This window comes from Noviherbaspirillum cavernae, assembly GCF_003590875.1.
Taxonomy (GTDB): domain Bacteria; phylum Pseudomonadota; class Gammaproteobacteria; order Burkholderiales; family Burkholderiaceae_D; genus Noviherbaspirillum; species Noviherbaspirillum cavernae.
On record NZ_QYUN01000002.1, the window covers coordinates 3,060,595 to 3,075,801 of the forward strand.

Sequence of the window (15,207 nt, forward strand, 5' to 3'; positions counted from 1 at the left end):
AGGGGAAGGATTGGGTGGGGATGGGTTGAAAATCGCGATGCATCAAACCCATCCCCCACCTGACCTCCCCCTGGAAGGGGAGGAACCGAAACGTCAGCCGCGCACCATCAGTTGCGCACATCCTCGTAGGTGAATGCCTTCGCCAGCGCGACCAGCGCCTGCTCCAGCAGCAAGCCCACCACACCGATCACGACGATCGCAATGATGATGTGCGGCACGTTCAGGTTGTTCCATTCGTCCCACACCCAGAAGCCGATGCCGACGCCGCCGGTCAGCATTTCCGCCGCGACGATGACGAGCCACGCGGTACCGATCGCGAGCCGCACGCCGGTCAGCATGTAGGGCAGCACCGACGGAAACAGGATCTTGGTGACGATCTTCCATTCGGACAGGTTGAGCACGCGGGCGACGTTCATGTAATCCTGCGGCACGCGCTGCACACCGACGGCGGTGTTGATGATCATCGGCCAGATCGAGCAGATGAAGATCGCCCAGATCGCGGCGGGGTTGGCCGCCTTGAACACGAGCAGGCCGATCGGCAGCCAGGCGAGCGGCGACACCGGCTTCAGGAGACTGATGATCGGATTGAACATGCCCGACAAAAACCTGAAGCGTCCGATCATGAAACCGAGCGGGATGCCGACCACGGCAGCAAGACCAAAGCCGGTCGCGACGCGCTGGAGCGAGGACAGCAGGTTCCAGCCGATACCCTGGTCGTTCGGCCCCTTTTGATAGAAGGGATCGGAGAACAGCGTGATCGCTTCCTGCAAGGTGGCCAGCGGCGAAGGAAATCCGCTGTTCTTGACCGCGACGATTTCCCAGATCAGCACCAGCAGCGCCAGGCCCAGCAACGGCGGCAGCAGTGCGAGCAGGTAACTCTTCAGCGGCGAGATGCGGTAGCCCCCCTTCGGCAGGTCGGCGCCGATGGTGATGCGGCGCGCGGCCTCGGCGCTCTTCGACGCCGCGTGCTTTGCCGCGGGCGGCGATTCGGATGCCGGCTCGACCGGCTTGGTCATCAGGTTTTCCATAACGGCACTCATGTTGGCTCCGTGAAATAGTCAGGACTTACGCAAAATTGTCCCGGCAAGGCGTGTTGCCGCAGACAGTACAAGTGGTACGGCAAGGCAACGCAACGCGGCCGGGGCGGTTTTGCGCAAGTCCTGGTAGTGATTACGCCGGCAGGCTCGCCTTGATCTTGAAAGATGCTGCATACGCCTTCGGATTCTTGCCGTCCCACACCGTGCCATCGACCATCTTCACGCTGCGCATGGGATCCTTCGGCACGCTGGCCTTGGCCAGTGCGGCGGCATCCTTGTAGACGTCGATGCGGTTGACCGCCTGCGCAACCGCGAGATAGTCGGGATCGCTCTTCAGCAGGCCCCAGCGCCGATGCTGCGTGAGGAACCACATGCCGTCGGACAGATACGGGAAATTGACGCTGCCGTCGTTATAGAACTTCATGTAGTTCGGATCGTCCCAGGTCTTGCCGAGGCCGTTCTGATAGCGGCCGAGAATGCGCTGGTTGATCACATCGACCGAGGTGTTGACGTAGGACTTGTCGGCGATGGTGGTCGCCATCTTGTTCTTGTTGGAGAGCGAGGCGTCGATCCACTGGCTCGCTTCAAGAATGGCAGCCACCATGGCGCGCGCGGTGTTCGGATACTTCGCGACGAAATCCGCCGTGGTGCCGAGCACCTTCTCGGGATGGTCGCGCCAGATGTCCTGCGTCGTGACGGCGGTAATGCCGATGCCGTCGGCAATCGCGCGGTGCCCCCACGGTTCGCCGACGCAATAGCCGTCCATGTTGCCTACTCTCATATTGGCCACCATCTGCGGCGGCGGCACGGTGATGATCTTGGCGTCTTTCATCGGGTCGATGCCGTAGGTCGCCAGCCAGTAATACAGCCACATCGCATGCGTGCCGGTCGGGAAAGTCTGCGCGAAGGTGTATTCGCGCTTGTCGCTCTTCATCACTTTCGCCAGCGACGCGCCATCGACGCCGCCCTTGTCGGCGAGCTTCTTCGACAGCGTGATGGCCTGCCCGTTGTGGTTCAGGTTCATCAGCACGGCCATGTCCTTCTTCGCCCCGCCGATGCCCATGTGCACGCCATACATCAGGCCGTACAGCACATGTGACGCATCGAGTTCGCCATTGACCAGCTTGTCGCGCACGGCGGCCCACGACGCCTCCTTGGTCGGCGTGATCTTGATGCCGTACTTCTTGTCGATGCCCAGCACCGAGGCCATGACAACCGATGCGCAATCGGTCAGCGGAATGAAGCCGATCTTGACCTCCTCCTTCTCCGGCTTGTCCGATCCGGCGGCCCAGGCTCCCTGTGTGGCCAAGCCGCCGAAGGTGCCGGCAGCAAGGCTTGCGCCGGCTTTCAAGATCGTGCGTCGCGTCAGATTGGTTTTTGTCGTTTTCACTGTCATGTTGTCCTCATGCATCCTCAAGGGCAAAAAGAAAGGCGTCCGCCACAGCAAGCCTTGCTCGCCGTGATCGGACGCCTTTATCCAAATCGCCTCGACCGCCGTTGGTCAAGACGCGTTATTGATCGCCACACCATTGTTGGCGTTCGTTACTTTGCAAGTGGTGTGCCAGCCTGATTCGACGCTTTCCCGCACAGTTCGCGATGAATCGAGGCGGCTTTCCGCACTCTTTCCGTGCGGCGCATTAAAAGGGGGCGGGGTTTGTCAGGTTCTTGAAAATTGGAGTCCGTCCCAACAACAGCGAAGCGCTCCGCTATGCGCGCCGTTGCTCTTTCCGCTGTGAGCTGCCGAAGAAATGCACGGTGAAGCGGAAAAAGAAGTGCGACTTGTCTGAGCCGAAGGCGAGTTTGTCGCACTTCCCGCTTCATCGTGCATTTCTTCGGGAACCCGAAGGGCAGCGAGGTGCGGTCGCCTTTCTTTGCTTACTTTCTTTGGCGAGACAAAGAAAGTGAGCGGCTGCCGGGCCGCCCCCGGCAAAGCATCCACGAAGAGCAACACGTATTGCCGACGCAAGTGATGACAGCAGAGAAACGCGAGCAATTCTCGGCAATCGGACGCATCAAATCAGCAAATCCGCCACATCCAGCATGCGCTGCGCCACGTCAGACAGCTTGAGGTTCTTGTCCATCGCCAGCCGGCGCAGCTTGCGGTAGGCCTCGTCTTCGGAACATTGATGACGCTCCATCAGCAAGCCCTTGGCGCGTTCGATGACCTTGCGTTCAGCGAGTTTCATTCTGGTTTCGGAAAGTTCGTGGCGCAGCTTCTGATCCACCTCGAAGCGCGCCATCGCCACATCCAGCACAGCCTTGACCCGCTCCGCCGACAGACCCGCGACCACATAGGCCGAGACGCCGGCCTCGATGGCGGCATGCATCTTTTCCTTGTCACCGTCTTCGGTGAAGCAGACGATGGGCCGCCGCGCATCGGCCGTGGCGGCCACCACCTTTTTCAGCGCCGTGTCGGACTGCGCATCGACGATGATCAGGTCGGGCTGCAGTTGCGCGATCTGCTCCTCCAGATCCGCTTCCGGCGGCAGCGCCGCGAGAATGTTGTAGCCGCCTTCGAGCAAGCCGATGCGCAAGGCGCGGGCACGCTCGGCCTGCTCGCGCGCCGCCGCGTCCGCGCCTTCCGGCGCGACGAGGGAGTTGATGACAACGATCCTGAGCTGTTTGGCGTCCATCATGGCGATTTGCTTTCCTTTACAATGACGCTTTGCAAGAAGCTTGCCACCCCTTGTCTCTTTCCCATGATTGTCCTCGGCGTCGAATCCTCCTGTGATGAAACCGGCATCGCGTTGCATGACTCGCAACGCGGCTTGCTCGCGCACGCGCTGCATTCGCAGGTGGCGATGCATGAGGAATACGGCGGCGTGGTGCCGGAACTGGCGTCGCGCGACCACATCCGGCGCGCGATTCCGCTGCTGGAGCAGGTCTTGCAACAAAGCGGATTGCCGCGCTCCGCGATCGACGCCATCGCCTACACGCAGGGACCCGGCCTGGCCGGCGCATTGCTGGTCGGCGCATCGATCGCCTGCGGCCTCGGCCTCGCTCTGGACCGACCAGTGCTCGGCATCCATCATCTCGAAGGTCATTTGCTGTCGCCGCTGCTTGCAAGCGACCCACCGGAATTCCCCTTCGTCGCCCTGCTGATCTCGGGCGGCCACACGCAGCTGATGCGCGTCGATGGCGTCGGCCAATACACGCTGCTGGGCGAGACGCTCGACGATGCCGCCGGCGAAGCCTTCGACAAGTCGGCCAAGCTGCTCGGCCTCGGCTACCCCGGCGGCCCGGCGATTTCGCGGCTGGCGGAATTCGGCGATCCCGGCGTGTACAAGCTGCCGCGCCCGATGCTGCACTCGAAGGATTTGAACTTCAGCTTCTCCGGCCTCAAGACGGCGGTGCTGACGGTCGTGAAAAACCAGATCACCAACATCTGCGAACAGGACAAGGCCAACGTGGCGCGCTCCTTCGTCGATGCAATCGTCGACGTGCTGGTGGCGAAATGCCTGACCGCGCTGAAGCAGACCGGATTGAAGCGGCTGGTGATCGCCGGCGGCGTCGGCGCCAACCGGCAGTTGCGCGAAGCATTGAATGCGGCGGCAGAAAAGAAACGCTTCAAGGTGTTCTATCCCGAACTGGAATTCTGCACCGACAACGGCGCAATGATCGCCTTCGCCGGTGCAATGCGCCTGCAGATCAACCCGGATGCGGCGAAGCGCGATTACGCATTCAATGTGCGCCCGCGCTGGCCGCTGGATGAGTTGCGCGCCGTATAGTTTGATCCCCCTCTGACTGGCTGTCCGTTCGGCTTATCGCGCCGATAGAACGGAGAACTCTCGGGCCGTCCCCAGCTTCGAGCTTTTGAGCTGAGTCAAATATAAACAGAAAAATTCAAATGATCGACGGCGAACCTCAGGTTGTGCACTACTGCGGTCTGACGTTTGACATGAGCGGACATCCGCAAGCAAGCGAAGGGTTAGGCAGCACGGCCGGTGATGTGATGGAGAGCAAGCTTCATTTGCTCGGAGCTTTGGACACGCTCACTCTCAAGCCAACTGCAGAATTGCGCGACATCATCAAGCACTTGCTCCACATGCTCAGAAAAGACGAAAACGTTCGTGAAGAAAAGTGCTGGCAAGGATGCAGCACCTCGCGATGTAACCGGATATCGAAACGAGTAGGAGCCGGAATCCACTTCGTCGATCTCAGTGGCGAGATGGAGAATCTTTGCTTCGAGCTCACCCGTCGCGGTGAGTGGGCGCGTGTTACTAGCCTGAGTATCGGCTTAGCCATATCGAAGAGGGCGACCAAGGAATGCTCTCGCCACAGCTTCGGTAGTGCAAGTCTGAGTTCTTCTTCATTGATGGAGAGAACCGCAGCGCGAAATACAATTGCCTTCAGGTATAGCTCGAAGGAATGTCTGTACAGAAAAAGGATGGGCAGCGCAGCGTCATCAATTGCGTGATATCCAACCCGCTGGCGAAAGGCCACTAAGTTCATAGCTGCACCTCTGTAGCTTCCGGCGTAGGCAATCAGCTCTTGCTCAGGTCGGCCTTTCCAATTGACGAGGGCGTTTCCGGTGGTACCAACCGGGGCTGCGAAGAAGTGGTGTAGCGTCATCGGTCGTCGCTGTGCCGCCTAACGAGGTTGTGCAATAAGTCGAAATTTCATAAAAATCGAATTTTCCGAGCCAATAAAATCAAAGATTTGCACAGCGCATTTTCCAAAAAATAGCTTTTCGCACAGCCTCAACGATCACGTTGACCGGCGCGAAGCGTCGGTGTCGAACAGCATGTTGGGCGTCTGTTGGTACATGCTTTTATCTCCCCAATTTACTATTGAGATACGCTATGGCCTTCTCGGATAGAGTAAGCGGCTTCGGGCCGCCGCCTTGAACGAATTCAATCATTCTCCCGACTGGCCATAAATCGCTTGTGCCATTGACGAAGTCGATACCATGCTCATCGCCTCGATAATCGTGCCAATAATGAGCAATCAAATGGCCGTCCTCCAATATTCGGTATTTGTAGTTACCGAATGAGTCCCGCGCTCCGCCAGCATGTTCAATAGTAAAGTTCACTGTGCATTCCATGACGTCCAACGAATAGTGTTTATCTGCCGCTCCGGCGATGCGCCATATTCCGTTGAAGATGGCTTGCAGTCTGTACAAGGAAGGCCGGCGGTGGATCGGCCTTGACTACTTCTTCTTGCTGCCGATCCTGCTTTCCTTGCCCGCCATCAGATTCGCGATGTTCTGGCGATGGCGATAGATCAGCAAGCCGCTCATCGCCAGCACTGCCAGCAGGATCGGGTCGGTGCCGAACAGCAGGCCGTAGTAGAACGGTGCAAACACGCTGGCAATCAATGCGGCCAGCGAGGAATAGCGGAACGCGTAGGCAACCACCAGCCAGGTGATCAGGGTCGCGAGGCCAAGCCAGGCATTGATGCCGAGCAGGACGCCGAGCGCGGTGGCGACACCCTTGCCGCCGACGAACCGGAAGAAGACCGGCCACAGATGGCCGAGGAATACGCCGATCGCCACCAGCGCGATGCCGATGTCGTCGATGCCGTATTGCGGTCCGTATTTCTGCGCCAGCCAGACCGCCAGCCAGCCCTTGAAGCCGTCACCCAGCAGGGTCAGTGCGGCGGCGGCCTTGTTACCGCTGCGCAGGACGTTGGTCGCGCCGGGGTTTTTCGAGCCGTAGGTGCGTGGATCGGCCAGCCCGAACAAGGCGCTGACGACTACCGCGAACGAAATGGAGCCGATCAGATAGGCGGCGATCGCGAAGAGGATGGTATTCATTGTCTCCCTTGTGAAATGAGTTGCCGCATTCGATGCGGCATTGTTGATGTCTTTTGGCGGCGGATTGGCAACCGTCCGGACCGCTCTTATTCTTCCAGCGCGCAGTTGACCGGCTTGATCGGCAATACCTTGTCCATCGCCCCGGGGTCGATGCCGATCAGGTACCCGCGCCGGCCGCCGTTGATGTAGATCCTGTCGAGTTCGAGAATGCTTTGCTCGACGTAGACCGGCATCGCCTTCTTTGTGCCGAACGGCGAGGTGCCGCCGATCAGGTAGCCGGAATGGCGGTTGGCGACTTCCGGCTTGCAGGGTTCGACCGACTTGCAGCCGATCTGGCGCGCGAGGTTTTTCGTCGATACCTTGCGGTCACCGTGCATCAGCACGATCAGCGGCCTGGCGGCTTCGTCCTGCATGATCAGCGTCTTGACCACGTGATGCTCGTCGACGCCCAGCTCGCGCGCCGACACCGTGGTGCCGCCGTGCTCTTCATATGCATAGGGATGTTCGGAAAAGGCGATGCCGTGCTTGCGCAGGAACTGCGTCGCCTGTGTCTCGGATACATGTTCTTTCTTTGCCATGTGCTGCTTGCCCAACTCAAATGCCGACCAAAAATTGCAGCACATTATGCTACAAGACGCCCGCTGTGCAAGCGGTGGCAGACGTGACGGCGAACAATGCCGCCAATCGTCATGATTGACAAGCACCGCCCCGCGGGTAAATTGTGAAATTCACATCGAAACGCCGATGCAGGTGATTGTGGTATCGGCTGCGGCGCAGGTAGTTCGGTGTCGAAACCGTAGAAATTCCCGTATGGAAATTTTGCAATCTTTTTTGTGCAGCGCACAAAAAATCGCTTGACATCGCTGGAGCAATCTTTAGAATTGGTTTTGTTGCGACGCACAATAAATGATGCGTTTCCCTATCTGATTCATTCTCACAAGGAGAAGTCCATGTTTCCGATCAACGAACAATTTTCCGCCGTAGTCAAAGCCAGCCTCGAAGCCCAGATTTCCATGCTCGCCGCCTTGAGCGCCAAGGGCGTCGAGAGTGTGGAGCAGATCGTGGAGCTCAATATCAACGTTGCCAAGGCATCGCTGGAAGACAGCAGCACCACCGCCAGGCAATTGCTCGCCGCCAAGGATCCGCAGGAATTCTTTTCCCTGAGCGCAGCCCAGGCGCAGCCGGCAGCGGCCAAGGTCATCGCATACGGCCGTCATCTGGCCGGCATCGCCAGCAGCGCGCAGGCTGAATTCACGCGCGCCACCGAAGAACAGATCACCGAAACCGGCCGTCGTGTTTCCGACATGGTGGAAGATGCTTCGAAGAATGCACCTGCCGGTTCCGAGAACGTCGTCGCCTTGTTCAAGTCCGCGTTCGGTAATGCCAACGCCGGCTACGAGCAGTTCAGCAAGAGCACCAAGAAAGCCGTCGAAACGATGGAAGCGAACCTGAACACTGCGGTGAACCAGTTCGCTCAGGCCGCTGAAAAGACCGCTGCCGGTGCGCGCGCCCGCAAGTGATTTTCACGGAATCGCGATAAATCAACGGGCCGCAATGCGGCCCGTTGTCTTTACTGCTTCGGCAACACCGGATGCGGCGTCCTGCGCGGCGCATCGTCTTCCCCCACCGACACCTCGCCCACAGTCGTCACCGTCATCGCGCCAGCCATCGCCACCATCGCGATGCGCGGTTTCATTTGCTGCTGCGTGAACCGGTCGCGGCGGTAAACACGCCAAGCCCGATGAATGCCGACGCCGCCAGATAGCGGCCGAATGCGCGCGCACCGCGCAACTGCGTCACGGCCGGCGCGAGCATGCTGGCGGCGAACGTGTATATGCAATCAGTCGTCGCCGCCACCGCCACGAACAATGCGCCGAGCGCCACGCTTTGCACCATCGGCGCGGCTGCCGGGTCCATGAACTGCGGCAGGAAGGCCGCGAAGAAGATCGTCGTTTTCGGGTTGAGCAAGGCCACGACAAAACCGTCGCGGAAGATCCGTTTCATGTCTGCCGCGCCGAATTGCATCGCCTTGACTTCCGTTTCCTTCGTACGCAAGGCCTGGATCCCGAGGTAGACGAGGTAGGCGGCACCGGCGTACTTCACGACCGTGAAGGCGAGCGACGAGATCGCAAACAGGGCCGCCAGCCCGATCGATGCGCCGATGGCGTTGCCCAGGTTGCCGAACGCGACGCCTGCCACCGATGCCAGTCCGGCGCGCCTGCCCTGCGCCATCGTGCGTGTGACGATGTAAAACACGGCGGGGCCGGGCGTGACGGCCAGCACGATGCTGGCGAAAAGGAAGGCGGTCAGCAGCGGCCATGAGGGAAGCAGGTGATGCATGCGGGTTCTCCTTGATTGCGATTCTTGCGCGATGACGCAATGTCTTGCGCGGACGACGATCAGGCTATCACTATAAGCGCCGGCAGGCACCAGCGTCGCGAGCAGCGCAACAGGCAGGCCGGTTCCTTACGCGGGATCGCGGCCCGAGCGCGGATGATTATCCGCATGCAATTTTTTCAAACGCTCGCGCGCGACGTGCGTGTAGATTTGCGTCGTTGAAATATCGGCATGCCCCAGCAGCAACTGCACCACGCGCAAATCCGCGCCGTGGTTGAGCAGGTGCGTCGCAAACGCGTGGCGCAGCGTATGCGGCGACAGCGGCGCATTGATATCCGCCTTGCGCGCATGCTTCTTGATCAGAATCCAGAACATCTGCCGCGTCATCGCACCGCCGCGCGCGGTGACGAACAGGGCATCGTCGATCTGGCCGTCGAGGATGACGGGACGCGCCTCCTTGAGATAGCGCTCGATCCATGCACGTGCCTCTTCGCCGAAGGGCACCAGCCGCGTCTTGTCGCCCTTGCCGGTCACGCGCAACACGCCTTCATTCATGCCGAGCTCGATCGATTTCAGCAGCACCAGCTCCGATACGCGCAAGCCGCTGGCGTACATCAGCTCCAGCATGGTGCGGTCACGCAGTCCGAGCGGCGTATTCACGTCGGGTGCGCCGAGCAGTGCTTCCACCTGCGCTTCCGACAGGGACAACGGATCGCGTGGCGGCTGCTTCGCGGTTTTGAGTTTCAGGCAGGGATCGGCGCTGATCCTGTTCTGCCGCAGCGCGAGCTGGTAGAAACGCCGCAACACGGCCAGACGGCGATTGGCCGAACTCGGCTTGGTGTCGTCGTGCCGCGCGGCGCGATAGCCTTCCAGGTCCTTCGCCTCGGCGGCGTACAGGGTCTTTCCATGTTCCGCCTCCAGCCACGCCGCGAACAAGTTCATGTCGCGACGATAGGCATCGAGCGTGTTCTTCGCCAGACCGTCTTCCAGCCACAAGGTGTCGCAAAACTCGTCGATCGACGCCTGGCTCGCGCTCGCCGCGTCCGTCATGCGTAACCCTCGACGCCCTCGTGCCTGAGCAGCCAGCGCTTGACGCCGAGATGGAAGCCGCTTGCATCGTCATGATTGGAGAAGCCGCCGATGCCGCCGGATGCAGTGACGCGATGACAGGGAATGACGAGCGGGAACCAGTTCGCGCCGCAGGCCTGCCCGACCGCGCGCGGTGCGGAGCGGATCAGTTTGGCGACGTCGCCGTAGGTGCGGACCTCGCCGCGCGGGATCGCCGCGATCTCGTTCCACACCTTGTGCTGGAATGCGGTGCCGACTTCGGCCAGCGGCAGATCGAATCGGAAATCCGGTTCGGCCAGATAGCGCTCCACTTGCTGCGCCGCGCGTTCGGACAGCGCATTGACCGGAGCCTTCTCGTCGAAGGATGGCGGGAGGTAGACCAGTTCGCGCACCGCGCCGGCTTCGGTGCGAATGCCGATCGCGCCAAAGGGCGCGGCAACGATGGCGGAAAACAGTGGGCTGTTGGAGGAGATGTGCATGGCCATAGAATAAAACAAAACCTGCCATCGTTCCGAACGCGCGCCCATGAAAAAACGGCGCGCTCCGTTGAAGGAACGCGCCGTTTGCGGAAGCGGCGTTGTCGCCGCGAATTGCTATTCTACAAACGCTTCCTCGCGTTTCTTGCGCAATGCCGGCATCAACACCACCACCATCGCCAGCACCGCCACCGCCAGCATGGTGGCGCTGATCGGGCGCTGCAGGAAGACCATCGGATCGCTGCGCGACAGCAACAGCGCGCGGCGCAGATACTCTTCCATCATCGGCCCGATGATGAAGCCCAGCAGCATCGGTGCCGGTTCGCATTCCAGCTTGGCGCAGATATAGCCGAACAGACCGAACAAGGCCATCAGGTACACATCGAAGTCGCTGTTGTTCAGGCTGAAGACGCCGATTGCGCAGAACATCAGGATCGCCGGATACAGCAGGCGGTACGGCACCATGATCATGCGCACCCACAGGCCGATCATCGGCAGGTTCAGCACGATCAGGAAGAAGTTGCCGATCCACATCGACGCGATCATGCCCCAGAACAATGCCGGCTGCTCTGTCATCACCGCCGGGCCGGGCTGGATACCCTGGATGATCATCGCACCGATCATCAGCGCCATCACCGGATTCGATGGAATGCCGAGCGTCAGCATCGGGATGAACGAGGTCTGCGCGCCTGCATTGTTGGCCGCTTCCGGCGCAGCCACGCCTTCGATTGCGCCCTTGCCGAACTGTGCCTTGTTAGGCGAGACTTTCTTCTCGATGGAGTAAGCGGCAAAGGACGCGAGCATCGCGCCGCCGCCCGGCAGAATCCCCAGGATGGAACCGAGTGTCGTGCCGCGCAGGATCGGCGCGACGATGCGCTTGAGATCGTCCTTGGTCGGCAGCAATCCTTCAATCTTCTTGATCGTCAGCGTGCGGGTTTCCTCGTGTTCCAGATTGCGGATGATTTCGCCGAGGCCGAACATGCCCATCGCCACCACCACGAAGTTGATGCCGTCCGCCAATTCGGGTGCATCGAAGGTATAGCGCGGCGTGCCGGAGTTGACGTCGGTGCCGATCAGGCCCAGCAGGAGGCCGAGGATGACCATGCCGATCGCGCGCAGCAGCGAGCCATGCGCCAGCACGACCGATGCGACCAGACCCAGCACCATCAGCGAGAAGTATTCGGCCGGGCCGAACTTCAGCGCCAGCTCCGCCAGCGGCGGCGCAAACCATGCCAGCAGGAAGGTGGCCACGGTGCCGGCGAAGAAGGAGCCGATGGCCGCCGTCGCCAATGCCTTGCCGGCATGCCCGGCGCGCGCCATCTTGTAGCCGTCGATGGCCGTGACCACCGACGACGATTCGCCCGGCAGGTTGACCAGGATCGCTGTGGTGGAGCCGCCGTACTGCGCGCCGTAGTAGATGCCGGCCAGCATGATGAGCGACGAGATCGGCGGCAGCGCGAAAGTCGCCGGCAGCAGCATCGCGATCGTCGCCGTCGGGCCGAGGCCGGGCAGCACACCGACCGCCGTGCCGACGAACACGCCGATCAGGCAGTACAGCAGATTGGAGAGTGTGAAGGCCGTGTCAAAACCCAGGGCCAGATTGCTCAGTATTTCCATCTTGATGTCCCCTTAGAAGCCGAACCACGTGCCGAGCACCGGCATCGGCAAACCGAGCGCCTTGACGAACAGCAGCACGCTGAAAATCGTCGCACCGATCGCGAGTGCAATCGATGAACCCAGATGGAATTTCTTGCTGGCGTACGCACTCATCAGAATGATCACCGGTATCGCGATCACCATGCCCGCGCCGCGCACCAGGACGCCGAACAGGATGACCGACACCAGGATGAGGATCAATTCCCTGAATGCGAATTTTTCGACCGCATCACCGTCGCTGAAGAATGAACGCACGATCGCAATCAATCCGATCACGCCGAGAATGCCGCCAAGGACGGTGGGGAAATAGGCCGGCCCCATGCGACCGGCGGTGCCCATCGAATAGTCACGGGCGATGAGGACGGCGGCCAGGCCAAAGGCAAGGAACATCGCCCCGGACCAGAACTCCTTGGGGTTGCGTATGAACGACGGCAAGGTTGTCTCCTTTCTAATGAATCTGTTGTAGCGAATCTGTTGTAGCGGCATCGAGTGCGGCGCTGCACTGCGTATCACCTCCCGCGTGCACAGGATAGCGCCAAATTGCGACGCCGTGATGGAAATGGCGGGGCCATTGCCCCGCCATCTTGTCGTTTTCCCGATGCCGACCGCTCAGTGCGCGGTCAGTCGGCGATCAGTCCGCGTAGACGCCTGCCTTCTTGATGATCGGCGCCCACTTGTCGATTTCCGATTTCAGGAAGGTGCGCAGCGCCTCCGGATTCGCGCGGTTTTCCGCGACCGGCTCGGTGCCCAGTTCGGCGAAGCGCGTTTTCACGTTCTGGTCTTTCAGCGCCGCCTGCAGTGCAGTCGCCAGCTTGTCGACGACCGGCTTCGGCGTGCCCTTCGGCGCGTACAGGCCGTGCCACACCGCGACTTCAAAGCCGGGCAGACCGGCTTCGTTCAGGGTCGGCACGTCCGGCAGCGACGGCACGCGCGTCTTGGTGGTCACGCCATACACCTTGATCTTGCCGCCCTTGATCTGGCTGGTGGTATTGGTGGTCTGGTCGCACATGAAGTCCACCTGGCCGCCCAGCAGATCGTTCATCGCCGGGCCGGTGCCCTTGTAGGGAACGGTGGTCAGCTCGGTGTCGATTGCGGACATGAACAGCATGCCGCACAGATGGGATGCGGAACCGACGCCGGCGTTGGCGTAGGTCACCTTGGTCTTGTTGGCCTTCACGTACGCGAGCAATTCCTTGAAATCCTTGGCCGGGAAATCCTTGCGCGCCACGAAGGTCATCGGCACGTCGGTCACGAGGCCGATCGGCTCGAAGCTGTCGATCGCGTTGTACGGCAGCTTGCGATACAGCGTCGGCGCAGTCGATTGTCCGATGTGATGGAGGAACAGCGTGTAGCCGTCCGGATCTGCCTTCGCCACGCGCGCAGCACCGATGGTGCCGCCGGCGCCGCCGACGTTCTCGACGATGATCTGCTGCTTGAGCGTATTGCCCATCGATTGCGCGACCAGGCGCGCCACGGTATCGGTCGGACCGCCGGCCGCGAACGGCACGATCATCGTGATGGTCTTGGTCGGGTAAGGTGTTTGCGCATGGGCTGCGGTGCCGGCAACGATCATTGTCACGGCGGCCGCGCCAGCCAGCGCAGTTGTCATATATCGCAGGGATGTGAGTTTCATGTTGCTTGCTCCTCTCGTCATTTTGAAATTGAAAACCAGGGAAACGCTCGCACGGCGCCGGACACAAGCTCTTGCTGCCGATGCCGGCATTGTTTCCATTACGGCCATTATTGCCACCGCCATGCATCCCTACAACTGTGGAAAGCCGCAGTATCGCCGGGGAGTGAGTCCGCCGGACTCTCCTCCGACGGGCTCACTGAGCTCCCGGCCGCAGCGGGAGCATCGCCTGCATGCTCAGTCCAGCTTGATGCCCTGCTTCTTGACGAGGTTCTGCATCTTCTCGAGCTCGCTCTTGATTTCCGCCGCATGCTCGGCCGGCGTATTGCCGACCGGTTCCGCGCCGCTCGCCTTCATGCGCTCGCGCACTTCGGGCATGTTCAGCACTTTGACGGCGGCAGCGTTGATTTTCTTGATGACATCGTCCGGCGTTTTCGCGGGCGCGACCAAGCCGTACCAGGCCGGATCATTCACTTGCTTCAGACCAAGTTCGGTGAAGGTCGGCACGTTCGGCAATGCATCGAGACGCTTGTTCCATGCAATCGCCAGCGGTCGCAGCTTGCCCGCCTGGATGTGCGACATCGACGATGGCAGGTTGTCGAACATCATGTCCACCTGGCCGCCGAGCAGATCATTCAGCGCCGGGCCTGCGCCGCGATACGGGATATGGAGGATGAAGGTGCCGGTGGATGCCTTGAACTGTTCGCCGACCATGTGCTGGATGCTGCAGGTGCCGGAGGTGGCGTAGTTCAGCTTGCCCGGATTTTTCTTCACATAGTCGAGGAACTGCTGGAAGTTTTGCGCCGGAAATTTCGGATTCACGGTCAGCACGTTCGGCGTGCGCGCCATGTTGGTGATCGGTGCAAAATCGGTGATCGGATCGTAGCCAAGCTTCGGATTGCAGGCGGCATTGACCGCATGCGTGGAAACCGTCGATACGCCGATGGTGTAGCCGTCCGGCTCGGCCTTGGCAATCGCCTGCGCACCGATGCTGCCGCCGCCGCCGCCGCGATTCTCGATCACGACCGGCTGTCCCAGCTCCTTGGCAAGCTTGTCGCCGACGATGCGCGCCACGATATCCGTGGTGCCGCCCGGCGCGAACGGAACGATCAGCTTGATCGCCTTGTTCGGATAGGTCTGGGCGCTGGCTGACGCGGCCACGGCCAGTCCGGCCATCAGTGCAAGCACGAGTTTGTGCAGTTTCATCTTGTCTCCTTCTCCATGAAAAATTTCTTGTTTGCCAACCGA

Annotated in this window: 16 protein-coding genes; 3 read left to right on the forward strand and 13 right to left on the reverse strand. The window is 60.7% G+C overall.

Going from position 1 to position 15,207, the window contains the following annotated elements:
* Positions 1–107: 107 nt before the first annotated feature.
* The 3 genes from ntrB to D3870_RS14305 all read right to left on the reverse strand — a co-directional run bounded on the left by ntrB (position 108) and on the right by D3870_RS14305 (position 3,670).
* Entirely contained in the window at positions 108–1,040 is a 933-nt protein-coding gene (ntrB, locus tag D3870_RS14295) for a nitrate ABC transporter permease (RefSeq protein WP_119740101.1), read from the reverse strand.
* Between the two features lie 130 nt (positions 1,041–1,170).
* The gene (locus tag D3870_RS14300; RefSeq protein WP_119742142.1) at positions 1,171–2,433 is read right to left on the reverse strand and encodes a CmpA/NrtA family ABC transporter substrate-binding protein; all 1,263 of its coding nucleotides are present in this window, start codon (positions 2,431–2,433) and stop codon (positions 1,171–1,173) included.
* Between the two features lie 616 nt (positions 2,434–3,049).
* A complete protein-coding gene (locus D3870_RS14305) occupies positions 3,050–3,670 on the reverse strand; it encodes an ANTAR domain-containing response regulator (protein ID WP_119742144.1) in 621 nt (206 codons plus the stop codon).
* 66 nt (positions 3,671–3,736) lie between these two features.
* Between D3870_RS14305 and tsaD the strand changes: the two genes are divergently transcribed.
* Positions 3,737–4,765 (forward strand): tRNA (adenosine(37)-N6)-threonylcarbamoyltransferase complex transferase subunit TsaD, encoded by a 1,029-nt coding sequence (gene tsaD / locus D3870_RS14310; protein ID WP_119740103.1) that lies wholly within the window; start codon positions 3,737–3,739, stop codon positions 4,763–4,765.
* Positions 4,766–4,884: 119 nt separating this feature from the next.
* Positions 4,885–5,454, forward strand: a complete 570-nt coding sequence (locus D3870_RS14315; RefSeq protein ID WP_119740105.1) for a hypothetical protein — start codon at positions 4,885–4,887, stop codon at positions 5,452–5,454.
* Between the two features lie 732 nt (positions 5,455–6,186).
* On the opposite strand, the gene plsY is transcribed toward D3870_RS14315, so the two are convergent.
* A complete protein-coding gene (gene plsY, locus D3870_RS14325) occupies positions 6,187–6,792 on the reverse strand; it encodes a glycerol-3-phosphate 1-O-acyltransferase PlsY (RefSeq protein WP_119740107.1) in 606 nt (201 codons plus the stop codon).
* Positions 6,793–6,878: 86 nt separating this feature from the next.
* A complete protein-coding gene (ybaK, locus tag D3870_RS14330; protein ID WP_119742148.1) occupies positions 6,879–7,370 on the reverse strand; it encodes a Cys-tRNA(Pro) deacylase in 492 nt (163 codons plus the stop codon).
* A gap of 372 nt (positions 7,371–7,742) precedes the next feature.
* On the opposite strand from ybaK, the gene phaP reads away from it, so the two are divergent.
* Positions 7,743–8,312: a TIGR01841 family phasin gene (gene phaP / locus D3870_RS14335; RefSeq protein ID WP_119740109.1), complete on the forward strand. Its 570-nt coding sequence runs from the start codon at positions 7,743–7,745 to the stop codon at positions 8,310–8,312.
* 50 nt (positions 8,313–8,362) lie between these two features.
* On the opposite strand, the gene D3870_RS23070 is transcribed toward phaP, so the two are convergent.
* The 8 genes from D3870_RS23070 to D3870_RS14370 form a co-directional block, all read right to left on the reverse strand.
* Positions 8,363–8,488 (reverse strand): hypothetical protein, encoded by a 126-nt coding sequence (locus D3870_RS23070; RefSeq protein WP_277986362.1) that lies wholly within the window; start codon positions 8,486–8,488, stop codon positions 8,363–8,365.
* Complete coding sequence (locus D3870_RS14340; protein ID WP_119740111.1) at positions 8,485–9,132, reverse strand: LysE family translocator; 648 nt, start codon at positions 9,130–9,132, stop codon at positions 8,485–8,487. The genes D3870_RS23070 and D3870_RS14340 overlap by 4 nt, the downstream gene beginning before the upstream one ends.
* A 126-nt stretch (positions 9,133–9,258) precedes the next feature.
* Positions 9,259–10,179, reverse strand: coding sequence for a site-specific tyrosine recombinase XerD (xerD, locus tag D3870_RS14345; protein ID WP_119740113.1), 921 nt, complete (start codon positions 10,177–10,179; stop codon positions 9,259–9,261).
* Positions 10,176–10,676, reverse strand: coding sequence for a methylated-DNA--[protein]-cysteine S-methyltransferase (locus D3870_RS14350; protein WP_119742150.1), 501 nt, complete (start codon positions 10,674–10,676; stop codon positions 10,176–10,178). The genes xerD and D3870_RS14350 overlap by 4 nt, the downstream gene beginning before the upstream one ends.
* A gap of 114 nt (positions 10,677–10,790) precedes the next feature.
* Positions 10,791–12,290 carry a tripartite tricarboxylate transporter permease gene (locus tag D3870_RS14355; RefSeq protein WP_119740115.1) on the reverse strand — a complete coding sequence of 500 codons (1,500 nt, stop codon included), beginning with the start codon at positions 12,288–12,290 and terminating at the stop codon, positions 10,791–10,793.
* Between the two features lie 12 nt (positions 12,291–12,302).
* Entirely contained in the window at positions 12,303–12,764 is a 462-nt protein-coding gene (locus D3870_RS14360; RefSeq protein WP_119740117.1) for a tripartite tricarboxylate transporter TctB family protein, read from the reverse strand.
* A 196-nt stretch (positions 12,765–12,960) separates the two neighbouring features.
* The gene (locus D3870_RS14365; RefSeq protein WP_242490079.1) at positions 12,961–13,902 is read right to left on the reverse strand and encodes a tripartite tricarboxylate transporter substrate binding protein BugD; all 942 of its coding nucleotides are present in this window, start codon (positions 13,900–13,902) and stop codon (positions 12,961–12,963) included.
* A gap of 294 nt (positions 13,903–14,196) precedes the next feature.
* Entirely contained in the window at positions 14,197–15,165 is a 969-nt protein-coding gene (locus D3870_RS14370; protein ID WP_119742153.1) for a Bug family tripartite tricarboxylate transporter substrate binding protein, read from the reverse strand.
* Positions 15,166–15,207 lie beyond the last annotated feature (42 nt).

Excerpts from the sequence above, each read along its gene's own strand:
- D3870_RS14355 (WP_119740115.1), bottom strand. The coding sequence starts at position 12,290 with ATGGAAATACTGAGCAATCTGGCCCTGGGTTTTGACACGGCCTTCACA.
- D3870_RS14370 (WP_119742153.1), bottom strand. The coding sequence starts at position 15,165 with ATGAAACTGCACAAACTCGTGCTTGCACTGATGGCCGGACTGGCCGTG.
- D3870_RS14300 (WP_119742142.1), bottom strand. The coding sequence starts at position 2,433 with ATGACAGTGAAAACGACAAAAACCAATCTGACGCGACGCACGATCTTG.
- D3870_RS14365 (WP_242490079.1), bottom strand. The coding sequence starts at position 13,902 with ATGATCGTTGCCGGCACCGCAGCCCATGCGCAAACACCTTACCCGACC.
- tsaD (WP_119740103.1), top strand. The coding sequence starts at position 3,737 with ATGATTGTCCTCGGCGTCGAATCCTCCTGTGATGAAACCGGCATCGCG.
- D3870_RS14305 (WP_119742144.1), bottom strand. The coding sequence starts at position 3,670 with ATGGACGCCAAACAGCTCAGGATCGTTGTCATCAACTCCCTCGTCGCG.
- xerD (WP_119740113.1), bottom strand. The coding sequence starts at position 10,179 with ATGACGGACGCGGCGAGCGCGAGCCAGGCGTCGATCGACGAGTTTTGC.
- plsY (WP_119740107.1), bottom strand. The coding sequence starts at position 6,792 with ATGAATACCATCCTCTTCGCGATCGCCGCCTATCTGATCGGCTCCATT.
- D3870_RS14350 (WP_119742150.1), bottom strand. The coding sequence starts at position 10,676 with ATGCACATCTCCTCCAACAGCCCACTGTTTTCCGCCATCGTTGCCGCG.
- D3870_RS14340 (WP_119740111.1), bottom strand. The coding sequence starts at position 9,132 with ATGCATCACCTGCTTCCCTCATGGCCGCTGCTGACCGCCTTCCTTTTC.
- D3870_RS14315 (WP_119740105.1), top strand. The coding sequence starts at position 4,885 with ATGATCGACGGCGAACCTCAGGTTGTGCACTACTGCGGTCTGACGTTT.
- ybaK (WP_119742148.1), bottom strand. The coding sequence starts at position 7,370 with ATGGCAAAGAAAGAACATGTATCCGAGACACAGGCGACGCAGTTCCTG.
- phaP (WP_119740109.1), top strand. The coding sequence starts at position 7,743 with ATGTTTCCGATCAACGAACAATTTTCCGCCGTAGTCAAAGCCAGCCTC.
- D3870_RS23070 (WP_277986362.1), bottom strand. The coding sequence starts at position 8,488 with ATGAAACCGCGCATCGCGATGGTGGCGATGGCTGGCGCGATGACGGTG.
- ntrB (WP_119740101.1), bottom strand. The coding sequence starts at position 1,040 with ATGAGTGCCGTTATGGAAAACCTGATGACCAAGCCGGTCGAGCCGGCA.